This window comes from Marinimicrobium alkaliphilum, from assembly GCF_003259155.1.
In the GTDB taxonomy this organism is placed as follows: Bacteria; Pseudomonadota; Gammaproteobacteria; order Pseudomonadales; family Cellvibrionaceae; genus Marinimicrobium_A; species Marinimicrobium_A alkaliphilum.
Genome location: NZ_QGMQ01000007.1, coordinates 208,552 through 230,527 on the forward strand (window position 1 = coordinate 208,552; position 21,976 = coordinate 230,527).

Annotated in this window: 18 protein-coding genes and 1 pseudogene; 6 read left to right on the forward strand and 13 right to left on the reverse strand. The window is 57.5% G+C overall.

Features of this window, described 5'->3' with window-relative positions; genetic code table 11:
- The first annotated feature begins 53 nt into the window (after positions 1 to 53).
- The 3 genes from DKW72_RS12965 to DKW72_RS12975 all read left to right on the forward strand — a co-directional run bounded on the left by DKW72_RS12965 (position 54) and on the right by DKW72_RS12975 (position 5,228).
- The gene (locus DKW72_RS12965; protein WP_111642809.1) at positions 54 to 1,469 is read left to right on the forward strand and encodes an MFS transporter; all 1,416 of its coding nucleotides are present in this window, start codon (positions 54 to 56) and stop codon (positions 1,467 to 1,469) included.
- Between the two features lie 15 nt (positions 1,470 to 1,484).
- Positions 1,485 to 2,435 carry a glycoside hydrolase family 43 protein gene (locus DKW72_RS12970; RefSeq protein ID WP_111642810.1) on the forward strand — a complete coding sequence of 317 codons (951 nt, stop codon included), beginning with the start codon at positions 1,485 to 1,487 and terminating at the stop codon, positions 2,433 to 2,435.
- 396 nt (positions 2,436 to 2,831) lie between these two features.
- Positions 2,832 to 5,228, forward strand: a complete 2,397-nt coding sequence (locus tag DKW72_RS12975) for a glycoside hydrolase family 127 protein (protein WP_111642811.1) — start codon at positions 2,832 to 2,834, stop codon at positions 5,226 to 5,228.
- Between the two features lie 226 nt (positions 5,229 to 5,454).
- Here the strand turns inward: DKW72_RS12975 and DKW72_RS12980 are convergent, their stop codons facing one another.
- Positions 5,455 to 6,033, reverse strand: coding sequence for a sugar O-acetyltransferase (locus DKW72_RS12980; protein WP_232522403.1), 579 nt, complete (start codon positions 6,031 to 6,033; stop codon positions 5,455 to 5,457).
- An 80-nt stretch (positions 6,034 to 6,113) separates the two neighbouring features.
- Between DKW72_RS12980 and DKW72_RS16600 the strand changes: the two are divergent.
- Both DKW72_RS16600 and DKW72_RS12990 read left to right on the forward strand, forming a co-directional pair.
- Positions 6,114 to 6,218, forward strand: a pseudogene (locus DKW72_RS16600) (IS110 family transposase); the annotation flags it as partial.
- Between the two features lie 290 nt (positions 6,219 to 6,508).
- Positions 6,509 to 9,271, forward strand: a complete 2,763-nt coding sequence (locus DKW72_RS12990; protein ID WP_111642812.1) for a TonB-dependent receptor — start codon at positions 6,509 to 6,511, stop codon at positions 9,269 to 9,271.
- A 139-nt stretch (positions 9,272 to 9,410) separates the two neighbouring features.
- On the opposite strand, the gene DKW72_RS12995 is transcribed toward DKW72_RS12990, so the two are convergent.
- Positions 9,411 to 10,814 (reverse strand): DUF6252 family protein, encoded by a 1,404-nt coding sequence (locus tag DKW72_RS12995; protein ID WP_111642813.1) that lies wholly within the window; start codon positions 10,812 to 10,814, stop codon positions 9,411 to 9,413.
- 175 nt (positions 10,815 to 10,989) lie between these two features.
- Complete coding sequence (locus DKW72_RS13000) at positions 10,990 to 11,928, reverse strand: helix-turn-helix transcriptional regulator (RefSeq protein ID WP_111642814.1); 939 nt, start codon at positions 11,926 to 11,928, stop codon at positions 10,990 to 10,992.
- A 161-nt stretch (positions 11,929 to 12,089) separates the two neighbouring features.
- Between DKW72_RS13000 and DKW72_RS13005 the strand changes: the two genes are divergently transcribed.
- Positions 12,090 to 12,719, forward strand: coding sequence for a glutathione S-transferase family protein (locus tag DKW72_RS13005; RefSeq protein WP_111642815.1), 630 nt, complete (start codon positions 12,090 to 12,092; stop codon positions 12,717 to 12,719).
- Positions 12,720 to 12,783: 64 nt separating this feature from the next.
- On the opposite strand, the gene DKW72_RS13010 is transcribed toward DKW72_RS13005, so the two are convergent.
- From DKW72_RS13010 to DKW72_RS13055, 10 genes are all read right to left on the reverse strand, one after another.
- On the reverse strand, positions 12,784 to 13,464 hold the full coding sequence (locus DKW72_RS13010) for a hypothetical protein (protein ID WP_157960486.1): 681 nt from the start codon (positions 13,462 to 13,464) through the stop codon (positions 12,784 to 12,786).
- A 25-nt stretch (positions 13,465 to 13,489) separates the two neighbouring features.
- Positions 13,490 to 14,095 carry a DUF938 domain-containing protein gene (locus DKW72_RS13015; RefSeq protein ID WP_111642817.1) on the reverse strand — a complete coding sequence of 202 codons (606 nt, stop codon included), beginning with the start codon at positions 14,093 to 14,095 and terminating at the stop codon, positions 13,490 to 13,492.
- Complete coding sequence (locus DKW72_RS13020) at positions 14,095 to 14,784, reverse strand: type 1 glutamine amidotransferase (RefSeq protein ID WP_111642818.1); 690 nt, start codon at positions 14,782 to 14,784, stop codon at positions 14,095 to 14,097. The genes DKW72_RS13015 and DKW72_RS13020 overlap by 1 nt, the downstream gene beginning before the upstream one ends.
- Positions 14,785 to 14,798: 14 nt before the next feature.
- Positions 14,799 to 15,287, reverse strand: a complete 489-nt coding sequence (locus tag DKW72_RS13025) for a TlpA family protein disulfide reductase (RefSeq protein WP_111642819.1) — start codon at positions 15,285 to 15,287, stop codon at positions 14,799 to 14,801.
- Positions 15,284 to 16,528, reverse strand: coding sequence for an exo-alpha-sialidase (locus DKW72_RS13030; protein WP_157960487.1), 1,245 nt, complete (start codon positions 16,526 to 16,528; stop codon positions 15,284 to 15,286). Before DKW72_RS13030 ends, DKW72_RS13025 begins: the two co-directional genes overlap by 4 nt.
- 444 nt (positions 16,529 to 16,972) lie before the next feature.
- The gene (locus DKW72_RS13035) at positions 16,973 to 17,401 is read right to left on the reverse strand and encodes a hypothetical protein (protein ID WP_111642821.1); all 429 of its coding nucleotides are present in this window, start codon (positions 17,399 to 17,401) and stop codon (positions 16,973 to 16,975) included.
- A 9-nt stretch (positions 17,402 to 17,410) separates the two neighbouring features.
- Positions 17,411 to 17,878, reverse strand: a complete 468-nt coding sequence (locus tag DKW72_RS13040) for a hypothetical protein (protein ID WP_111642822.1) — start codon at positions 17,876 to 17,878, stop codon at positions 17,411 to 17,413.
- Positions 17,879 to 17,919: 41 nt separating this feature from the next.
- Complete coding sequence (locus tag DKW72_RS13045) at positions 17,920 to 19,518, reverse strand: ABC-F family ATP-binding cassette domain-containing protein (RefSeq protein ID WP_111642823.1); 1,599 nt, start codon at positions 19,516 to 19,518, stop codon at positions 17,920 to 17,922.
- A gap of 165 nt (positions 19,519 to 19,683) precedes the next feature.
- Positions 19,684 to 20,193, reverse strand: coding sequence for a GNAT family N-acetyltransferase (locus DKW72_RS13050; RefSeq protein ID WP_111642824.1), 510 nt, complete (start codon positions 20,191 to 20,193; stop codon positions 19,684 to 19,686).
- Positions 20,194 to 20,274: 81 nt separating this feature from the next.
- Entirely contained in the window at positions 20,275 to 21,927 is a 1,653-nt protein-coding gene (locus DKW72_RS13055) for an alpha/beta hydrolase (protein WP_111642825.1), read from the reverse strand.
- Positions 21,928 to 21,976 lie beyond the last annotated feature (49 nt).

Below are 21,976 nucleotides of genomic sequence, written 5' to 3' on the forward strand. Positions count from 1 at the left end.
GTCCGCCACGGCGGACTCCCTTTTGTTTCATGCAGTAAAGGGTAACGATAATAATGGCCACTCAATCGCAAAAACTTACGGTGGTAGAGAAAGTCGGCTTCGGCGCGGGCGATATGTCAGTCAACGTCATGATCGCGGCGATGTTCTACTTCATGCAGTATTTCTACACCGATATTTTCGGGCTGAAACCCGCTCATGTGGGTATCCTGTTTTTGGCGGCGCGTTTTATTGATGCCTTTAGTGACCCCCTGATGGGTCTGGTGACCGACCGGGTTAAAACCCGCTTTGGCCGCTTCCGGCCGTATTTTCTGTATCTGGCTGTACCCTACGGCTTTGCCGTTTTCCTGCTGTTTACCACGCCCGATCTGAGCTATAACGGCAAGCTGGTATGGGCGTATGTAACCTACTTATTCGCAACACTGATGTTTACCGGGATCGCGATTCCCTATATCTCCTACATTGGTGTTTTGACGGGCGACCCGAAGGAGCGGTTGTCGGCCAATGGCTATCGGATGTTCTTTGCCAAAATAGCCAATGTCATTATTGTTGCCTCGGTTCCCTGGTTGGCGGGCATCTGGGGTGGTGGCGATTCCGCTAAGGGCTACCAGTTGGCGATGGGTCTAATGTCTCTAGTGGGGACTGCTTTATTGCTGTTCTGCTTTTTTACGACCAAGGAGCGGGTTGAGCATATTGTCGATGACAAGCCCTTGATGAGCCAACTCAAGTTGCTGCTGAAGAATGATCAGTGGCTGGTTCTGGTGGCGGTGTGTGTGCTGGGCACCATCGGTTATGCGTTGCGTGGCAGTGTCGCCTTTTACTATGCGATCTACTACTTGGGCGGTACCGAAAAGCTGGCGGCAACGTTTACCAGCGCCGGCATCGCTGCGTCCATCGTCGCGATGGTGGCCTCTACCTGGTTCACCAAGAAATACTGCAAAGTGCAACTTTTCCGCTGGTCGCAGATCATGGTCGGTATACTCAGTGTGCTGATGTTCTTTGCGGTATCGCCCGGCGATATCTGGATGGCGTTCGTGCTCTATATCCTCTTGTCCTTTGTGGTGGACTTGCACGCGCCGGTATTCTGGTCCGCGATTGCCGAAGCGGTCGACTACGGTCATGTCAAAAATCGGGATCGGGTTTCGGGGCTGGCCTTTGGTGGGATCTCGTTTGCCCAGAAAGCCGGAGCGGGTATCGCGGGCTTCCTGGTCGGCATGCTACTGACTTTCTTTGGCTATCAGGCTGGCCAGGAGCAGACCGCTTTTGCCATGACCGGTATTGCGCTGATGTTGACGGTGATACCAGGGCTGTTCCATACCCTGATGGGCCTGGCCATGTTCAAATACAAGATTACCGATAAATTCTATGTGGACATGCAGGCTAAACACCCGCACACCATCGGTAGCCGTCCCGGCGAGGCCAAGCCCAAGTCCGGTCTTGAAGAAGACTACCTGAACGAACAACCGCTGTAATTGCAGGAGAGAATTGTGGAACTGCTAAAACCTACGATCGAACAACGCGCTGATCCGTTTGTGTACAAGCACACGGATGGCTATTACTACTTCACCGGGTCGGTGCCGTCCTACACGGGCGTCGAGCTGCGTCGGGCGAAGACCATCGCTGGGCTGGCGGATGCCGAGCCGGTCATGGTGTGGACCAAGCCGGATGAAGGCCCCTACAGCGATCTGATCTGGGCGCCGGAAATCCACTTCAATCAGGGCGCCTGGTACGTATACTTTGCGGCGGCACCGAGTCGTGAAATCAAAAACGACCTGTTCCAGCACCGGATGTACGCGCTCAAATGCACAGACGCCAACCCGGTTGAGGGCAAGTGGGAATTCGCCGGGCAGATTGATACAGGTATGGATACCTTCTGCCTGGATGCCACCACCTTTACCCACAAGGGCGTGCTTTATTACGTGTGGGCGCAGAAGGAGGAGGGTATTAAAGGCAACTCCAACCTGTATATCGCTCCGATGAAAACGCCCACTGAGATTGAGGGTGAGCCGGTGCGCCTGACGATCCCCGAATATGAGTGGGAAATTCGCGGTTTCTGGGTCAACGAAGGTCCGGCGGTGCTGAACCGCAATGGCAAAATCTTTATCACCTACTCGGCCAGTGCCACTGACGAGAACTACTGCATGGGCCTGCTCTGGGCCGACGAAGATGCCGACCTGCTCGATCCCAAGAGCTGGCACAAAGCCAAAGAACCGGTGTTCCAGACCTGCTACGAGCACGGCATTTACGGCCCGGGCCACAGCAGCTTTACCGTAGCGGAAGACGGCAAGACCGATATGCTGGTGTACCACGCCCGTACCTACACCGAGATCGAGGGCGACCCCCTGTGGAACCCGGATCGCCACACGTTTATCAAACCGATCCGTTGGGACGATCAGGGTTTCCCGGTGTTCGGTAAGCCATCGGTAATTGAAGGCTGAGCCTTTGGCGGTAGTAAAGTCCGCTGCCTCAGTGTCGGATTACGCGCTTCGCGCTAATCCGACCTACTCGAGCGGTGGTGCGATGTTCGGGTTGGGTGCTGGATTGTCGGATTACGCCTAGCGGCTAATCCGACCTACTTGAGCAGTGGTGCGATGTTTGGGTTGGGTGCTGGATTGTCGGATTACGCGCTTCGCGCTAATCCGACCTACTTGAGCAATGGTACGGTGTATCGCGTAGGTCGGATTAGCGCGAAGCGCGTAATCCGACACCTGAGGCACCCAATCTCGACAAAACCCTAAAACCTGAAATCCTTAAAAAACCGCCACCCCCAAAACCAACACTCGGATGCCAGAACCGAAAAACAATCAATAAACCGGACCCAAAACGGTAACCTCATGAAAAAACTCCTGATCGCCGCCATCGCCCTCTGCGTCGGCACGGCCTGTACCCAGACGTCAAAACCCGAGCCCCAGGCTGCCACCAAGCCACAGGTCAACAGCTTCCACCTGTCTACCGTGCGCCTGCTCGACAGCCCCTTCAAACACGCTGAACAACGCGGGCGGGACTACATCATGTCCCTGGATGCCGACAAACTCATGTCCCCCTACCTGCGCGAAGCCGGGCTGCCCACCAAGGCACCGACTTACGGCAACTGGGAAGGGGATGGTCTGGACGGGCATATTGGCGGTCACTACCTCACCGCGCTCTCATTGCTATATGCCTCCACCGGTGATGAAGAGGCCCTGCGCCGGCTCAACTATGCCCTCGACCAACTGGACGCCGCACAGAAGGCCAATGGCAACGGTTATATCGGCGGTGTACCTGGCGGTGAAGCGACCTGGGAGCAGGTCGCCGCGGGCAATATCGATGCGGACCTGTTCTCCCTCAACGGCAAGTGGGTGCCCTGGTACAACCTGCACAAGGTCTATGCAGGCCTGCTCGACGCCTATCGTTATGCCGGTCAGGACCGGGCACTGGACATGTTGCTCAAGCTCACCGATTGGACTCAGGCCCTGGTGGCAGACCTGAGCGACGATGAGATTCAGACCATGCTGCGCACGGAGCACGGGGGCATGAACGAAGTGTTTGCCGATTTGGCCGCGATCACCGGCAATCCCGAGCACCTCAAGCTCGCTCGACAGTTTTCTCAGCACCTGATTCTCGACCCGTTATTGGAAGAGCGCGACCAGCTCACCGGTCTTCACGCCAACACCCAAATTCCCAAAGTGGTGGGTTACAAGCGGGTCGCGGATGTTGCGGGTGATGAGGATTGGGATCGGGCCTCAGCGTTCTTTTTCGACACCGTGATCAACCATCGCACGGTCGCTATTGGTGGCAACAGTGTACGGGAACACTTTCATCCGAAGGATGACTTCACAGCTATGATCACTGACCCGGAAGGGCCGGAGACGTGCAACACCTACAATATGCTCAAGCTCGCCCGTTATCTGTTTGAGAGCACGGGTGACTATCGCTATATGACCTACTACGAGCGCGCGCTTTACAACCATATACTTTCCAGCCAGCATCCGGAGCACGGAGGGTTGGTGTACTTCACCTCCATGCGCCCGAGTCACTACCGTACCTATTCACACTCGCAAAAGGCCATGTGGTGCTGTGTTGGTTCCGGCATTGAAAATCATGTGAAATACGGCGAGCTGATTTACGGCTACAGCGATGACGCGGTTTACGTCAACCTGTTTATCCCGTCGCGCCTGAATGCGCAGGCGCAGGGTGTCGCCCTGACCATGGACACCGTATTTCCCGATGATGAATCCGTGCGTATTCGCTTTGACGCCGATAGCGAGCGTGCGCTCAAGGTGCGCTACCCGGCGTGGGTAGAAGCCGGGCAGTTACAGGTGACCATCAATGGCGACGCACAGGCTGTCGATACCCCACCGGGTGAGTACGTGACCCTTGAGCGCCAGTGGCAGCAGGGCGACACGGTCGAGCTCCTGGCGCCCATGCATTTGCACAAAGAGCAGATGCCGGATCAGAGCGACTATTATGCCGTGCTCTACGGTCCGTTGGTGCTGGCCGCAAAAACCCAGCCGTTTCCCGGTGAGCGCTTGAATCTGGTCGCGGATGACTCGCGCATGGGTCACATTGCCAGCGGTGAAATGTGTCCGACTGAGCAGTGGCCGGCATTTGTGGCCGAAAATCCGGATTTTCTCGATCAGATGGAGCCAGTCCCCGGTCAATCGCTGACCTTTCGGGCACCGGGGCTGATTGATAATGTCGGGCGCGACAATTTGGAGTTGATACCCTTCTTTCGCCTGCACGATTCCCGCTACGTGGTGTACTGGCCCTTTTCTACACCCAATCGCCTGGCGGAACTGCGCGAGGCCCGCGCACGGGATGAAGCCCAGCGCCGGGCCCTGGATGCGCGCACCGTCGACCAGGTCGCTCCGGGTGAACAGCAGCCGGAAGCCGATCACTACTTCCGCGGCGAGCGCACGGAAGCGGGTGTGCATCAGGGGCGCCATTGGCGCCACGCGGAGGGCTGGTTCAGCTATGAGTTGAATGATCCCGAGCGCGAAGCTCGCGTGCTGCGTATTACCTATTATGGTCTGGACGCCGGACGCGAATTTGAGATTCTGATCAACGGCGAGTTGTTGGCGGAAGTGGCGCTAGAGGAAGGCTACGGCGACAGCTTCTATACCGTGGATTATCCGATTCCGAGCGAATGGGTCGAAACCGCACCTGAAGGAAGGCTGACCGTGCGCTTTCAGGCCAAACCCGGTTCCATCGCCGGCGGGTTTTATGGCGTACGCTTATTGCGCGCCGAGTAACAGCAATGTGCCACAGTGTCGGATTACGCCCCTTTGGGGCTAATCCGACCTACTCAAACAGTGACGCTCTGATAGGGGTTGGGTGTATTTTTGTCGGATTACGCCTGCGGCTAATCCGACCTACTCGACCAACGGCACTCTGTTTCCAGTAGGTCGGATTAGCGCGTAGCGCGTAATCCGACACCTGAGGCACCGCACTTCAATAAATCTATGCCGAACTTACAACCTACCGATTCGCCTTATCGTCGTCGGTGATCTCGCGAATGACCCGGCACGGATTGCCTGCCGCAAACACCCCTTCAGGAATATCCCTCGTTACCACACTCCCGGCGCCAATCACTGACCGGGACCCGATGGTGACCCCGGGGCAAATAATCGCTCCACCGCCCACCCACACATCCGAACCAATGGTGATGGGTTTTGCATACTCTTGCTCACGGCGCAGTTCGGGGTCAAAGGGGTGGGTCGCGGTGTAAATCTGCACCGCCGGGCCAAACAGGGTATGGTCGCCAATGGTGACCGGCGCCACATCCAGGACCACACAATTAAAATTGAAAAATACCCGCTTACCCAGAAAAATATTGCAGCCGTAGTCACAATAAAACGGCGGCTGCATCCAGACAGTGTTGCCGCCTTTACCCATCAACTCCCTGAGAATCTTGCGGCGGCTTTTACCTTCGCTCTCCCGGGTCGCATTCAGATCCTGGCACAGATCCCGCGCCCGCTTTCGCGCTTGCGCAAGCACCTTGTCAAAGGGATCGTAAAGCTCACCGCTGATCATTTTGTCCCACTCTGTCTTCGCCACTAAGCGCCTCCTTATGGCTAAGAAACGATGAGCGTGAATATGAATTCACAGCAGGGGCGACAGTAGCGTTTTTTCCAGTGCGGCGCAAGTTGCGCCGCAAGCAGTTGCTTGATCAACTGGAAACATTGGAGCCCTGCACTGTCGCGATGGAGGCCTGCGCGAGTGCCCACTGCTGGGCCCAGCAGGCCGGGTTAGATGCAGCCGTAACCCGGCAAAAATATTCCGGCCCCCAAGCAAGCTGTAAAGATATCTTTATATTTGTATTATAATGTTATTGTAATACTGTTTTGATTGATTTAATCTTGCCACCCTCTTGGTCTTTTCGCTCAAACCCGTGTGGCAGAGGGCCCAAGGGAACTTTCTTCGAACCCGGAGTTATCGCTTACATCACTTCCGGCGACCGCTGAGTGCGTCGCTAGCGGCCTGCGTGCTGCCCGGGCAAATAATAAAACATAAGATCGTGTTGGAGTTTTTTATGAAGGACAAAAGACCTTTTCATCTGTCCCTGACTCCGCTGGCTTTAGCGCTGGCTGCAGTATCCCCCCACGTCTACGGACAAGCGCCCGATGCGCCCGAGCTGGCGGTGGAGGAGGTGGTTGTCACCGGGATCCGTCAAAGTCTCAGCCGCGCCCAAGACCTGAAAGCAGAGTCCGAGGCGATTATCGATGCCGTGGTGGCGGAGGACATCGGTAAGTTGCCCGACCGTACCGCTGCCGAAAGTGTGGCCCGACTGGCAGGGGTTCAGGTAACCCGTGCCGGCGACGAAGTAACGGGTGTGCTGGTCAGAGGGCTCCCCGACGTCACCACAACCTACAATGGGCGCGAAATCTTTACCGCTGAACTGCGTCGCGTACAACTCCAGGATTTTCCCGCCGCTGCCTTGGCCGGGATTGATGTTTACAAGTCAGGCACCGCCAATATTGTCGAGCCGGGCCTGGCCGGATTGGTCAATGTTCGCACCCGTCGCCCCTTTGACTTCGACGGCCAGAAGGTTGCCGGTGGCGTCCACGGCGCCTACAACGACCAGAACGAAGAATTCAATCCAAGCGGCAACTTCCTGTATTCCAATCGGTGGGCAACCGGTGCCGGCGAGTTTGGCTTTCTGGGTAACGTGTCGCGGACGCAGTACAGCTTCTACAACGGCGTGCGCTTCGCCGGGACCCACTATGTCGAAGCACAGCCTCACTGGGATATTGAGCAAGAACAGTACAGTGAAGGCGGTTTTATCCTGCCCGACATTGTCGGTCTGCATAACGATGGCGGAAAGCGCTATCGGCCCTCCGGCAACATCGCCCTTCAGTGGCGCCCCAATGACGAGCTGGAGGTTTACTTTGACGGCATTTACCAGGGCTACAGGGGCGAATTGTTTACCGACCATATCAATGCCAACCTGACCGGATGGCATCATGAGCATGGCGACCCGGTGCTTACCGACATCGTCATGGTTGAGGGCACCGACGATACGCAAGTCAAAAGTGTCGTGAAGAACGGCGGCATTCCTCCTGAAGGTTTCCGCTCCACCCGAAATGACTATACCAACACCTACCATGCAGCTTTGGGCGTCAACTGGCAGCGAGGGCGTTGGGAGCTCAATACCGACCTTTCCTACACCAAAAGCCGCTATAACATGGATGAGTGGAGCCTGGATTTCGCCTTGAACCAGCCACCGGAAATCAATGCAGACTTCAATACCGGCGGTGGCGCCGCGTTTGGCATTAGTGGCGTGGATATGCTGGAGCAGGACAACTACCGGTGGCGAGGTTACTGGGAAAGAAGCTTTATGACATCGGGTGAGGGTTTTGAGTGGCGATTCGACACCCGCTATCACACTGACTGGCCGATCCTGCAGCGACTGGATATGGGGTTCAGAATCACGGACCGGGATGCGACTCTCGAGGACGGCGGGCGCTATGCATGGACCCTGGACCTGGCCACACCGCTGGCCGACCTGCCGGTTGACATCGTTTCGACCACCAACCCCTTCCGGGGCGATGCCCAGGCTTTTCGCTCCTACCTGGCGCCGTCCAGAGCCAGTGTGATTCGCAACCGTCAGGCGTTGCGTGATCTGTCACGAGCAGCATTGGATGAACTCGACTATGAATGGCAGGCGCGGGACCGTGAACGCTGGGCTAACGACCCCGTTGCGGTCGATCCGAACACAGCATTTTTGGCGGAAGAGCAGTCCTATGCCGCTTATCTGCAGGGGCGCTACTTCTTCGAGCTGGGAGGCGTGGATTTCGATGGTCTACTCGGCGTTCGGGTGGTTCAGACCGAGGGCACCTATGCCGGCGTCTCGGCGGTGACCTTTGAGGGGGAGACGCGCTACGAGCCGAGAGAGCGAGAGGCCAGTTATGTTGACGTCTTGCCGAATTTCAGCTTGCGCGCCAAGTTGACCGATAAAGTTCAGGTCAGAGCCGGTTTTACGCAAACCCGAACACGCCCCGAGTTTGCGGCCCTCAATCCGGCCATGCGGATTGATCAGGTCGTAAGTACCGGCCCGGAAAACCCGAACGCACCTGAGTCGGAAATTGATGCTTTTGGCTCGGCGGGGAACCCGGATCTCGAACCGCTCACCTCGGACAACTACGACCTGAGTATCGAGTATTATTTCTCAGACTCCGGGTACGTGAGTCTGGCCGCTTTCTATCGGGATCTGTTCGGCTTCACCAATCATTACACCCGCCGCATCGAGGATCCTGAGTATGGCACTGTCCAACTCAGTCGGCCCGAGAATGCCGGGGAGGGGTCGATCACCGGGTATGAACTCAATGTACAGACCTTTTTGGACTTTTTGCCGGGAGCCTGGAGCAACATCGGGGTCATGGCGAATACCACCTACATGGACGGCAAAAACCGGGAGCCTGATGGTGAGGGCAACTTTGGTGAGTACGTTGAACTGATAGGCCTGTCTGAGTGGACGTACAACGCGGCGGTCTTCTATGAAGACGGTGCCTTTACCACGCGCCTGTCCTATAACTACCGTTCACCCTGGATCAACTGGTACGGGCAGACAATGGAGGGCGGCGGATTTACGGGGAACAAAACCCGCTCCCGCGACCGGCTGGCCCTGCACTTCGGCTACCAGGTCAACAAACATATCAATGTCTATGCTGACGTTGGCAACCTTCTGGCGGAGCCGTTCCGCAACTATGTGCAGATTGACGAAACCCGGCACTATGAGCAGGATGTCCGCGATGAAGGCCGCTACTTTGGGGTGGGCATGAGGTTCGATTTCTAGCCCTTAGGGTATCGCGTCGGGTTACGCCCTGTGGGCTAACCCGACCTACATGAGAAGAGGAGCCATTGTTTGAGTAGGTCGGATTAGGCCGCAGGCCGTAATCCGACACTGAGGCACCAAAACTGAACGTACGTATCACTCAGTCGAGACGCTGCACCGCGAGGTCGAAACTCCCCTCCATAGTCACCGTACCCGTCGCCTCGGCGGTCGAGCCCCCGCTGTTGTCGGGCATTGCGACCAACTGAAACGAGCCGCTAACGCGATTGTCGGTCAAGGTGTCGATCGTGATAGAACCGCCGCCGCCCTCGATGTAGGTGCTCCATATTGCCGCCTGTCCGTCAATGGATTTGGCGTAGGAGGCATAATTGAAAGAGAATGTCCCGTCGCCGAACCCACTACCGAACGGAGTGAGTTCGTAGGTGCCGGGTCCTGTGATGCCGGATAGTGATAGTGAAATAAGCTGTACCTCTGTTGAGGACGTCATGTCCTGACGCAGAAGAGATAGGTGGTTGTTTTGCTCGTGGTAATGCGCCGTTGACACCGTCATCGCATTCGCAAGCGGCGGTTCACCATTGATCAGCACATTGATACCTTCATCGTCACCCAGTCCACCACCATTGCTGCCGCCATCCCCGGGAATAACGCCGAAATAGACGCACATGTAGGCAGTATGAACGCTGCTGGTATACAGCGCCTCCAACTCCGCTATGGTGTAGAAATTACCGTTGATATAGACACCACCCTCCACGTATTCTATCGTGGTCGAGTTGCCCGCCTGATCACTTAGGCGCATACGGCCGCTGACCGGCTGCTGATTGATAACTTCCATATACAGCGGTTCCAATGTCTCAACCGTGAATTGGCCGTCGATCTCCCGGTGGCCGCTGTAGTTGATGGTGCCGTTGCTTTCATAAGTCATGCCGCCACCCTCCATCTCGAGGGTGGTTACCGTGGTGAACTGGGTCCTGTAGTTTTCCGCAAGATCGTTACACCGGTAATCATAATCAACGCTCAGATCGGCTTCGTAGTGGTGGCGCAGGTTGCCGGAAAATGAGCCGACTTGGGTGCCGTGCATCACTTGAGAGAAATAGTTGTCGCCGCGGGTGAAACGCGATTCAAACTGATCCATGGTGTAGCGGTACGTGCTGTCATAGCCCGTCCGGGGGGCTTGTCGAACTTGTGTGTAATGTCCATGTGTTCGATTGGTTAGCGCGCCGTAGTCGTACACACACTGGTTGTACTCCGCCGACATATCCGTGTCGTTGGGGTCAATTTCACTGAGCTCGTAGCTGAAAAATGCCGTTCCCCCTCCTGTGCAGTCCACCTGCTGGTCAGGCACCACCATCAATGACATCGCCTGAGGATCGCCCTCGTTCTCCGGTGCCGGTGGAGCATAGGCCCCAAAATCCAGAGTTGTTGCTACCAGGTGATAAGAGATTTCGTCGAGAGTTGGCTGGCCGCCACCCGATGAGCTGCCACCACAGGCGGCAAGAAACGCGATACAGAAAAACGTGAGTGCAGCGAGTGAGCGATACCCATACATGACTTTCTCCTTGGTGACTGAGTGCGGCCGAATACCTGCTGGCGGGACAATGCGTAAAGCAAGACCTATTCCCGGCACTGCGGAAGCGGTTGTTTTATAAAGGGAAAGCGTGCCAGGCAGAAATGCTTTTGTTGGAGGGTGTTAAGGATTCTGACAGATTGTGGCGCGCAATCCGTTACAGGGCCCTGAGCAGCCGCTGAATATGTTCCTTCAGTGCGTCTTTCAGGGCATCGGGTGACTGAATGGTGAACTCGAACGGCAGCTGTGTCAGCCACCACGCGAACCAACAATAACTGTCGGTGCTGGTGGTCAGCAGGGTGCCGTTATCCTGGCGATCGAGCATCGCCTCCATATCGCTCATACACGCCGTCACTTTTCCAATGTCTGTGTGCAGGAGTACGCTGACCGGGTAACGGCGCCGGGCGCAGCTCAAACTGTCTTGCAAATGGCGGGCAGCATTAAAATTGGCGGGTCGCTCAAACACCCTGTCCAAAAGGGTGATACCGGATAGCCGGTCGAGCCGAAAGGAACGCAAGGCCTGGCGCAGGTGACAGTAGCCACTCACATACCAGTAGCCCGCGCGAAACACCAGACCGTAGGGGTTGAGCTGACGTTGCATGCGATCGCCCTGAGGTGATTGATAGGTCATGCTGACGTTCTGACGGGCCTGAGTCGCTTGTGTCAGGTCGAGCAATTGCCGATGGTTCGACGCCTGGTTGGGGCGAATCAATTGTGTCGTGGTGCCGATGGCCTGAACCTGCGCTTTAAGGTGCGTCGGCATCACACGCTCAAGTTTGGCCTGTACGCTCGCCAGGGCGACGTCATCTTCAAGGAGGTCATGTTCACGCATGGCGAGCAGCGCCAGGGTAATGACCTGCGCTTCTGCCTCAGTAAACATCAGTGGGGGCAGCTTGAACCCGGGGACCAGCATATAGCCCCCGTAACGGCCTTGCTCGGTGGTCACGGGAATGCCCAACTCTTCGAGTACCGATATGTAGCGACGCACGGTGCGTCGATCCACGTCGAGTTGTTCGGCGATTTCGGCGCCAGAGAGTCGGCCTCGAGCCTGGAGCAGCTCCAGCAGTGCCAGCACGCGGGTAGTGGGACCTGACATGGGTGTTCTTTTCTCCCTATTCGACACCAGGCAATGATGAACCATAACTAGGACGGGTTCCAGCCTATTTAGGGCGTAAAGTCGGTGGCGTGGCGTTGGAGTGGCTGGAGCGCGCGCCCGGAATTCAATCTGTGAATGATGATAATCAAGGAGCAAAGACGATGAATACCATGACCCTGTACACCAATCCGCAATCCCGTGGCCGCGTAGTTCGCTGGATGCTGGAAGAGGTGGGCCAGCCCTATTCGGTGGAAGTAATGGAATTTGGCGGCAGCATCAAGTCACCGGAATACCTCAAGCTCAACCCGATGGGTAAAGTACCCACCCTGACCCATAAGGGCGCTGTGATTACGGAAACCGTGGCGATCTGCACCTATCTGGCGGAACAGTTCCCGGACAGCGGCCTGGCCCCCGCGCTCGATAGCCCGGCGCGTGCAAGTTATTACCGTTGGCTGTTTTTTGCGGCGGGGCCGTTTGAAATGGCAACCAGTGCCAAGGCCTATAAATGGCCGATTGATGACGAGTGTGCTGTCGCTATTGGCTGCGGTCACATCGAGGACGCGATCAATACGCTCGAGAAAACACTGACGGCGCAGCCCTACCTGTGTGGCGACAGTTTCACCACGGCCGACCTGGTCATGTCGAGCTACCTGGGCTGGGAAATGATGATGAAAAACATCGACCCGCGCCCGGCGTTTACCGCCTACGTTGAGCGCTGCGAAGGGCGCGAGGCGGCCAGACGGGCCAATCGCCTGGATGATGCGCTGATGGAGGAAAGCGCCGTCAGTTAATTGTTCAGTCCTAAAGGGGCGCGGTTCTCATTCGATTTTTTGTCCAATGCGATCCGCGTCCTGACTATTCCTCAGGCATCTCTTCAACCATCTGCAGCAGGGCTTCCATAAACAACTGCGTTGTGTATTCCCTGTAAGCTGCGCGCAGTTCGTGCATGTATTCGGATTCGCCAGGAATATCGAGCCGTGGAAGAATTTGCCGGACGGCTTGGTCGCCGTCGGTGGGCACGGTTTCCTCAGTGACAAAGCTGGTGCGGAATTTGATGTACTTGTCTTTTTCGATAAAGAGATAGGTGTTGGAATGGATCTCCAATCCGCCCTGTAAGACCATTTCGAACGACGCTTTCAGACCCTCGTAGTGAGCACCGTCGTGAACGACACTAAAAGGCTCGGTGGACGCGTCGGTGCGCGATTGATAGTGCCCCAGGTCAATGGCGTGGTCGATTTCGTCCAGCGTTTCCTGCATTTCGCCTTCGAGCATCTGCTCTTGATTATCCCACTGAAAGTGAGGGATGGGGTAGACGTACAAGGAAATTTGATCCGTAGGGAAATAGCGATTTTTGTAGGTCAAGAGCGTGCCGAGCAGTGGCTCTTCGAAGGTGGTTCTCTCCGTGAGAGCGAAATCTTCGGTATTTTCCGGGGCCCCCAAGGCCACATCGTAATCAATATCCGGAAGTCGCTGTTGCGTGGTGGTGCACGCGCAGAGGGTCAAGCAGGTTATCGCTATTATGGCTATTCTGTGCACAAGGGTGCTCCTTGCCGAGGTGGTTTTAGCCAGTATAGACCGGTTTTCGAAATATCAGTAAGCGATTGTTGGCGGGCAGCGCGTTGTCTTCGTCCAATCGCAGCTTGTGCCTTTGGGCCTCCGCACATACCGCTTCGAAGTCACGGATGCCGCTCTCCGGGTCGCGCGCGCGCAGCATTGCGTCAAACTCGCGGTTGCTGTCGCTGGTGTGGCGACCCTGATAATTGAAGGGTCCATAGAGCGCGAGGATCCCGTTCTCGGGCAGGCCGTTGCCGGCGAGGGCCAATAGTCGCTGCACCAGAGGCCAGCTCACAATGTGCGCTGTGTTGGCCGAGTAGACGCCATCAAACGGGCCGGGCCAAGCGCTGGTGCGCAGGTCGAGGGTAACCGGGCGGTGCAGATTGGGAGCGGGATAGGCATCGATCCAGGCGTTGATGCCGCTGTGGTTTTCGGGCAGGTCGCTGGTGTGCCATTCCAGGTGTGGCAGCGCCCGTGCGAAGTGCGCGGCGTGCTGGCCGGTACCGGCGCCGATTTCCAGCACACGACGGCGATCGCTAAAGGCCCGATGCAACACGTCGAGAATCGGGTGCTTGTTGTTCTCACAGGCTTGGGAGTAGGGCAATTGCGGCATCAGCAGTCTCGGACCAGGTAATTCAGCACCTGCACCATCAGCCGGTTGAGCCCGGCGTAGTCGCCGGCGTCGGCGCTCAGCAGCTCTGCTTCTGACTGGATATAGCGCTCGGCCACCAGTTCGTGGCGGCTGTGGTCGATAATGTCGGCGGCACTCTCGGGCGTGGTTTCCAGGTGAAACTGCAAGCCGATGGCGCGCTCTCCAATCTGGAACGCCTGGTTTGTGCACCCGGCGCTACGGGCCAGGTGCACGGCATGGGTGGGCAGCTCAAAGGTTTCACCGTGCCAGTGAAAGGCCATAAAGGTCGGGGGAAAGACAAAGGCATCGGCGCAGTGTTCAATCGCCTCCACCGGAAACCAGCCGATCTCCTTTTCCGGCCCGGGGTAGACGCGGGCGCCCTGACTGGCCGCCATCAACTGCGCGCCCAGGCAGATGCCGATGACCGGTAGTCCGGCCGCGATGGCTTCGCCGATAAAGCGCTTTTCTGGTGCCAGCCAGGGGAGGGTGTCTTCGTCATTGATGCTCATGGGGCCGCCCATGATGACCAGCAGATCAATCTCGGCTACGGCGGGAAAGGCGGTGGACTCAAACAGGCGGGTGGTGGTGACCTCGGCCTGGCGGGCTTTCAGCCAGTGGCCAATACTGCCCGGGCCTTCAAACGGGACGTGCTGCAGAATATGTGCGCGCATGGCGCGGCCTCCTTTTAGAACTGATCGGCATGCTCCTCGACCCAAGCCGTCAAGGCGCTTTCCCGCACCATGCCGCTGACGCCAACCCGGCTGCCATCGGCGGCGTAAAAGTAATTGCGGGGCAACTCCCCGAACCACTCCGGATCTACAGTGTAGCGAAGTCGCTCGATGTTGGCATCCGCAAAGAGCCAGGCGTCGGCCCCGGACAGGCCTTTATCCGCCAGTATCTCGGCCACCTCGGCGCGGTGGCGGAACTCATCGGTGGCGATCAGCGCGATACGCAGCGCCGGATAGGCGGCTTTTAAACGGCCGAGGACGGCCAATTCCCGCCGACAGGGTGGGCAGGACACTTCCCACATCACCAGGAGAAAGGGCTTGCCTGCATGTGTCTCTTCAATCTGTTTCAGTGTATCGGCGGTAAAGGGCTGGGGCTCGGTCGCCCACGCGGGCATGGCCGAGATCATGAGCGCCAGTACCCAAAAACCGCGTCTGAGTGAAATCATAGTGCCACCAGCCGTAGTCCTTCATCCTGGGTATGCCAGCTCAGCCAGACGTTATCCTCGTGGGTGACCAGCAAGGGGTGGTCCGAGCCGCCCGCCGTCGATGCCAACACCTGTTCCGGCTGCCAGCTGGCACCTCCGTCGGTGGAGATGATCCGTCTGATCTGCGTGCGCTCACCGTCAAATTGCTTCCACACCAGGTGCAATCGACCCTCTGCCCGGGCGATAGCCGGGTGGCTTGCACCCGCGCCGGCCACCTGCCGCCGTTGGTGCTTGTTCCCGGTGTCCGGGTCATAGTGCGCGTAGAAAATGCCGCTACCGACGTCGCCGGCGGTAAACCAGGCGAGGTGATAGCCGTCGTCGTCCGCCGACGCCAGAGCCGGGCCGTGGTGCGGGCAGCCGTCCAGCACCCAATGGTCCCGTGTGGCCCGCTGTGTGCCTAGCGTGACGCCTTCGCGCCCGAGTATCGCAAAACCGTGGTCGCGGATTTCCAGTTCCTCTCCGAAAATGTGGCGCCAGAACACCGCCACCTCGCCGCCGGGGGCCGGTGCGGTGGCTATCCGGCAGCATTCGCAGCTGTGATCGGCGACCTTGCGGTTGCGGGCAAAGCTGTCGCCCCGGTCGGTGGAGACCGTGTAATACAAGGCTGCGCCGGGGTAATCCTTGCCCGCCGTGCGTGCGGCCACCTCGTCGCGCTTGTCCAGCCAGGTGAGAAACAGCTTGCCCTCGTCATTGACATGAAGCGCATCGAAACGGTGGCTGGTGATCAGGCCGTCATCGTTGAGGGTGCGAGGCGGCTCAAACTGGTCGCCGCCGTCGAGGGAGCGGGTAAAGCGCACGTCGCCGTTAAACCGGCCCTCGGTGACCATGCTCCAGGACAGATAGACTTCGCCCGCCGGCCCAAAGGCAATTTTCGGGCGGTTTTCGCCGTTGGTGTAAATGGGCTCGGGGATGGCATTGACCTGAACCGGTGCCTCGAAGGATACGCCCTCATTCTTTGAGCGGCTGATAGTCACATGCTCACCCACCACATAGACGGCCCACGGCTCGCCGTCGGGGGAGAAAGCGGTGCTGGGGGTGCGGCCGCAATGCACGGTCAGCATCTGATCCGGTTGGTCGCAGTCGACAGTGTCGCCTGCCGTTTCTGTGGGTTGGTAGGGGTGTGTGCAAGCGGCCAGTAGCAGGCTCGCGACAATACTGCCAAGGAGCCTGAAGCCCCCAGGGCTGCAATCTGTGGAAGACATCACCGCGAATCCTTGACTGGGCTTTAACAGGGTTTGGGTACATGACCGCACGATGCTAGCACAATCCGCGTTTGGGGGGATGTGGCAGAATGTCGCAGTGGCCTGATCAGTTGTCGCAGGAACAGCCGGTACGGCCATCTGACGTTGGCCATTCACGGTATCGGCTGGCGCTACAGGTCGTGCTCATATGTAAGCAACTGGAACCGTAAGCGATTCTGCTGTCGGATGCTTCTTGCAACGCTTCAACGGCTAGCCAGTTTCCGAACACTGAACAACCGCTTAAGGCCACCAGCATAGTGAGGACTGCCAACCGACTGAAAAAAATTTTCATAAGCTCATCCTTGGGGAACTGATATTCGCGTCACTTAGAGCTACTGCGCGGCGATGAGTTCGCTCGCAGGCCAACAGCAAGAATGTCGACTGTTCTCATCGTGCGCTATTGTGTCAGTCAATCAAAAAGTTCATGGGCAATAATTTCTCAGGCTCAGTCTGGAAGAACATCGAGGTTGCTGCGATTCCGTTGGATGCTTGATAGTAGGTCGCCACAAAGAAGGCTGGCCCATTTTGATACTCAAGTACCCCGATGAGGTAGCAAGTACGGTTTCCGATGAGCTTGGTGCTCAAAACACTTCCCGATTCAAATTTTCCAAAGAAATTCTCTATTTGATTGAGTGACTGAGATTGTGAAAGAGCGCGTTGATCGTTCTCTAGTGGGCCACCTTTCAGGATACGTTGAATAAACGCTTGGCTACCGTTCTCTTTGTATACCGCTATTGCTTGGAAAAACTCAGGCTCTGTTTTATCGCAAACAGCGAGGGCTGCGGGGGTTGCCAGAAGCAGGAAAAGGGCGAGTGAGCTAAAGACGGTTTTCATAGTGGTTTCTCAGTTTAGGTTTTTCGGGGTGGGGGCAGAATTGCCACTCAAGGCAGTCCATTTGTGATAGGTTCCAAAAGCGTAGAGTGCGCCCAGCACCAAACAGATACTTGAGCTCACCAGCCAGAAGGTCAGGCTGTTTTCCGGGAAGGCTGGCATAAGTCCGACAAACGCCACCCCTCGGACAAGAAAGATAGCGGCGATCAAGCACAGGGCGAGGCGTAGAAACGGTAAACGTCGGATGACACCCGCGCCCGAGAGCGCATAGAGTGACCAGATCAACAGGAGGGCAACAATGGCAGCGGTGACCGCAGCCGGATACCAGTGGCCTGCCTCAGCCATCCGGGCCATCTCCTCGCCGGCGCCGAAGAAACGGTACCACTCTGCTCCGAAGACGATGCAGCCGATGTGTGCAAGGGCTGCCAGAGCGGTAAAAAAAGCGGCGGCAATGAGCAGGTTTTGACCGGGTTGACGCATAATCCCTCCTTGGAGCGGCATTACTTTAGTAGGGTATAAGTCTACCCCAAGATCAGCGCCTTATGAATCCCTGCATCTTCCACAAAGTAGTGGTCGTGGCTGACCACAACCAGCGCGCCAGGATAGGCCTTGATGGCTTGCGCCAACTGCTGTTTAGACAGAATGTCCAGGTGGTTGTCCGGTTCATCGAACAGTAGCAGTTCGGGTTCAGGTTGCAGGGTAACCATCAGCATTGCCAGCTTCATTGTCTCTCCGCCGCTCAGGGTACTGGCCGGGCGCTCCGCGGCCTCTCTCGTCAACCCGGATTGGACCAGTGCCGTGCGAGCTTCAGTGACTGACAGTGCGTCTGCGTACGCCGTGAGATTTTCCAGCACACTCAGGTCTGGATTTACCAACGAGAACCGTTGATCGAGAAAGTGCGCGCGGGTATTCAGTGTCAGCGTGCCGCTGGCAGGGCTGATCTGCTGAGCGAGTACTTTCAGTAAGGTCGATTTTCCGCTGCCGTTGGCCCCGCGCACATGAAGTTTGTCGCCCGGTCTCAGCGTGAACGTGCAAGGCTCATTATTGCCAAAGGGCAACACCAGATGTTCAGTATGCAACAAACGTTTTTTCCGGGTAGCGGCGCTGTCTGAAAAACGGATATGAATGTCTTGTCTTGCTGCGACGCGCTGTTGAGCCTCCGTGAGTTCTTCTTTGGCCTGCGCCGTCTGGCGCTCTACCTGTGTCTTCAGCGCCTTTGAGGTCTGCTGGGAGCGCTCTTTGGAAAAGTCGAGCATCACTTTGGCCTGGCCGCCTTTGGCCCGGTCAGCCTTGCCTTTCGCTCCGCGCTTTTCCGCTTTCTCGCGGGTTTTCTGCAGCTTCTGTTGAATGTGCTTCTTCTGCTTGATGGCATCGTGCAGCTGCCGTTCAGCGGCTGTCCGTTTTATGTCGGCCTGCTCCGCATAGTCGCTGTAGTTGCCACGGTAATGTCCCAACCCGAGCGCGGTAAGCTCGCTGACGCTATCCACATGCTGTAACAGTTGCCGGTCATGGCTGATCACCAGCAGGCAGCGATCAGGCAGAGCACAAAAGGCTTCACACTGTTTCAGCAGCCACGCGCGGCCTTCCGCATCCAGGTGGTTGCTCGGCTCATCGAGGATGAGGTTATCCGGGCATTTGCCAAAGACCTTGAGCAACTGCAGGCGCATAAACTCACCACCGCTCAAGTTGGCTAGGGGCATGTCGAACCCCATGGCGGGCAACCACAGGTCTACGTCCTGGAGCTGTTGGCGAAGGTCATCGGCAAAATGCCATCGATCACCTACCTCATCAAAGTCAGCAGCCGCTACGCTACCCTCGGCGATGCGCTGCAGAGCTGCCAGTCGGGGTTCAGCACTCAAGTACGTGGCCAGTGTGCCTGTTGGTGCTTGCTCGCTTTGGCCGACATAGCCAAGGCTGCCGGTTCGATGAACGTGGCCGCTGCTGGGCAGCAATTCGGGTTGCGCCGCCTGACTCGCCAGCACCCGCGCGAGACTGGACTTTCCGCAGCCGTTGGGGCCAACCAATGCGTGAAACCCCGGTGATAAGGTATAGCTGAGGCTGGGAAAAGCGACACTGCCGTCGCTCCATTGTAAAGAGATTGATTGCGCACTGATGGTCATGACGCCTCCGGTTGTCGCTACAGCCACTAACCCTGTTAATTGAAACGAGCTCAATAGAAAGTCAGGCTTAGTTGTTCATGGCTAGCGTACTCCGGGGCGGTAAGTCAGAAATCGTAAGTGCTGATCTAGGGTTTATAGGCAGTTTGGACATTCGTTAACGGGGTCTTATGCACTGGTGACCCGTTCTTTGGCGTTCAGCACTTTGGTGAAGTACCGGTAACGCTTGCCTGCGGCATAAAAATCCCTGAACGGCACCAAACCTGCTTTGGCGTAGGCACGCATGGCTCTCAGGTTGTCCACCGCGCCGACGATGCCCGCGCGCGGCACACCCTGTTCGGCCAGGTGACGAAATAGCTGAGCGAGCGCCTTTGGGCCGACGCCTTTGCCGAGGGTGGACGTATCGCCAATCATAATGTCCACATCGACCATGTCGAGGGGCAAATCCTCCAGGCCCGCATCACGTAGCTCCGACTCGCTCGGCTGCTGCCAACTGAGGTAGCCTACCGGTGTGCCCTCATTACAGATCAGGGCGCACTGATCTTTGGGCTGTCCGCGTAACATGAACAGGTTGTCCTGGGGGTTGCCCCACCAGCGTGCGACCTCGGGCTGGCGCATCCAGTTGGCGACGAGTTGGTAGTGACGGTCCGGGTCATAGGTGATGAGTTCAATCGACATGGTGCAATCCTTTTTGTATCGAAATGAGGCGTCGTTCTCGTCTATAGCATGTCATCTAGCGGACGGCGAAGGCAAGCGTGATTAGTCGCCTAAATCACCAATGGCCGCTTTCAGCCGACGGATGGCAGCATCATCCCATCCCTGCGGATTACTCACCGCGCGCCAGCCATCAATATAGTGTTCGGTGGCATAGGTGTGCCCGTAGCCGATGGGGGCACTCTCGGCTCCGGCGATATCGGCGGCCAGTTGCATAAAGGTGATGATCGGGTACCAGCGCAGGTGCTCGGAAACATCCGGGCCGCGGGGCTCTGCCATCCATTCGGGCTCGCGGTAAAAGGACTGGGGCTCGAAAAAAGTGATCGGGTCACTGGCGTACTGCAGGTACACAATGCGCAAGGGCCCCCAGCCCCGTTGAACGGGGGCCAAGGTACTGTCCTGATTGGTGAAACGAATTACCGAACCATCGCGAAACGCCGGCAACCACGCCGGTGAGTCGGGCGTACGGTTGTCGGTGATCCAGCGCCAGGTAGCACTGCGAAAGGGCGGGCCACTCCATAGGGCGCCGTGGATCGGATCGGCGACGATATCCCAGATATCCACCGAACGCTCGGAATTGAGCGCGCCCAGACTTAGCCCCTGCAAGTACAGGCGCGGACGCTCCGCTTCATCCAGGCCGCTCCAGTGCCCGTACACAGCCTCAAACAGCCGCCGGGCGGTTTCCGCGCCGTACTCGGGTCGCGTCATCAGTGTCAGCCAGCTGGGCAGATAAGAGTATTGAACGGCCACGCTGGCGACGTCGCCACGGTGCAGGTATTCCACACTGTTGATCGAGCCCGGGTCGATCCAGCCGGTGCCAGTGGGCGTGGCAACAACCAGTACTTCCCGTTCAAAGCCGCCGGCGCGGATCAGTTCCTGCAGCGCCAGATCGGCCCGTTCGGCAATCGTTTCCGCGGCATTGAGCCCAACATAAACCCGCACGGGTTCGGCGCTCTCTTCACCAAAGAATTCCTCAAGCTCTGCGGGTGTCGGAACGCCGCTGACAAAACGCCGCCCCTGACGGCCCAGGTCCTGCCAGTCGATCAATGAATCCGGGCTGCCCGCGAGCGTGGGTGATTGCGGAGGATCTTGTTCGGACTCCACCAGTGCATCGAGTTGCTGAAAGGAGGTTTCAAAGGTATTCAGGATCAGTCGGGTCGCCATGCCTTCGACCACAAGCCAGAACAGTATCAATGCGCCGGTGGAGCCCATGACGATGGATATACGCCGGGGCACAAAGCGATTCAGGCCGCGCGTCAGGCGCCGGGCAATAAATCGGAAACAGCGTGCTACCGCAATAATGAACACGAACAGCAACAGCGCCAGCAGCCCAAGCATGATTGGTCGCGTGCCACCGGCAGGCTCCATCGCCATCAAATCCCGGATTGAGTTCTGCCAGGTCGCCGCCCTGGCCAAAAAGACCACGGCAATGCCGAGGCTGATTAGCGTCCACGCCAGCTTCAGGTAGCGACGAGGCCGACGGGGCAGGTGCGGTAACTCCATAAAGTCCCACAGCCAGCGCCCGCAAACCCCGACGCCATAACCGGCCGCGAGCGCGACGCCGGATAGCACCACCTGCAACGCAAAAGGGCGGGGCACCAGACTGGGGGTGAGAGAGACGGCGAACAGCAGCGTACCAAGCAGGAGTCCCGAACCGCAGAATGTGGACCAAAGACGTAGAAGTGGGCGTGGAATCATTGTGATCAACTTACTGTGAGGTTTCTGCCAGCACCGAGCGGTTGCGCCC

Bases quoted from the DNA above. Each gene is read 5' to 3' on its own strand.
- DKW72_RS13035 (WP_111642821.1), bottom strand. From the start codon at position 17,401: ATGAAAACCGTCTTTAGCTCACTCGCCCTTTTCCTGCTTCTGGCAACC.
- DKW72_RS12975 (WP_111642811.1), top strand. From the start codon at position 2,832: ATGAAAAAACTCCTGATCGCCGCCATCGCCCTCTGCGTCGGCACGGCC.
- DKW72_RS13025 (WP_111642819.1), bottom strand. From the start codon at position 15,287: ATGATTTCACTCAGACGCGGTTTTTGGGTACTGGCGCTCATGATCTCG.
- DKW72_RS13015 (WP_111642817.1), bottom strand. From the start codon at position 14,095: ATGCCGCAATTGCCCTACTCCCAAGCCTGTGAGAACAACAAGCACCCG.
- DKW72_RS12995 (WP_111642813.1), bottom strand. From the start codon at position 10,814: ATGTATGGGTATCGCTCACTCGCTGCACTCACGTTTTTCTGTATCGCG.
- DKW72_RS13055 (WP_111642825.1), bottom strand. From the start codon at position 21,927: ATGATTCCACGCCCACTTCTACGTCTTTGGTCCACATTCTGCGGTTCG.
- DKW72_RS13020 (WP_111642818.1), bottom strand. From the start codon at position 14,784: ATGCGCGCACATATTCTGCAGCACGTCCCGTTTGAAGGCCCGGGCAGT.
- DKW72_RS13050 (WP_111642824.1), bottom strand. From the start codon at position 20,193: ATGTCGATTGAACTCATCACCTATGACCCGGACCGTCACTACCAACTC.
- DKW72_RS12965 (WP_111642809.1), top strand. From the start codon at position 54: ATGGCCACTCAATCGCAAAAACTTACGGTGGTAGAGAAAGTCGGCTTC.
- DKW72_RS13040 (WP_111642822.1), bottom strand. From the start codon at position 17,878: ATGCGTCAACCCGGTCAAAACCTGCTCATTGCCGCCGCTTTTTTTACC.
- DKW72_RS13000 (WP_111642814.1), bottom strand. From the start codon at position 11,928: ATGTCAGGTCCCACTACCCGCGTGCTGGCACTGCTGGAGCTGCTCCAG.
- DKW72_RS12990 (WP_111642812.1), top strand. From the start codon at position 6,509: ATGAAGGACAAAAGACCTTTTCATCTGTCCCTGACTCCGCTGGCTTTA.
- DKW72_RS13005 (WP_111642815.1), top strand. From the start codon at position 12,090: ATGAATACCATGACCCTGTACACCAATCCGCAATCCCGTGGCCGCGTA.
- DKW72_RS13030 (WP_157960487.1), bottom strand. From the start codon at position 16,528: ATGTCTTCCACAGATTGCAGCCCTGGGGGCTTCAGGCTCCTTGGCAGT.
- DKW72_RS13045 (WP_111642823.1), bottom strand. From the start codon at position 19,518: ATGACCATCAGTGCGCAATCAATCTCTTTACAATGGAGCGACGGCAGT.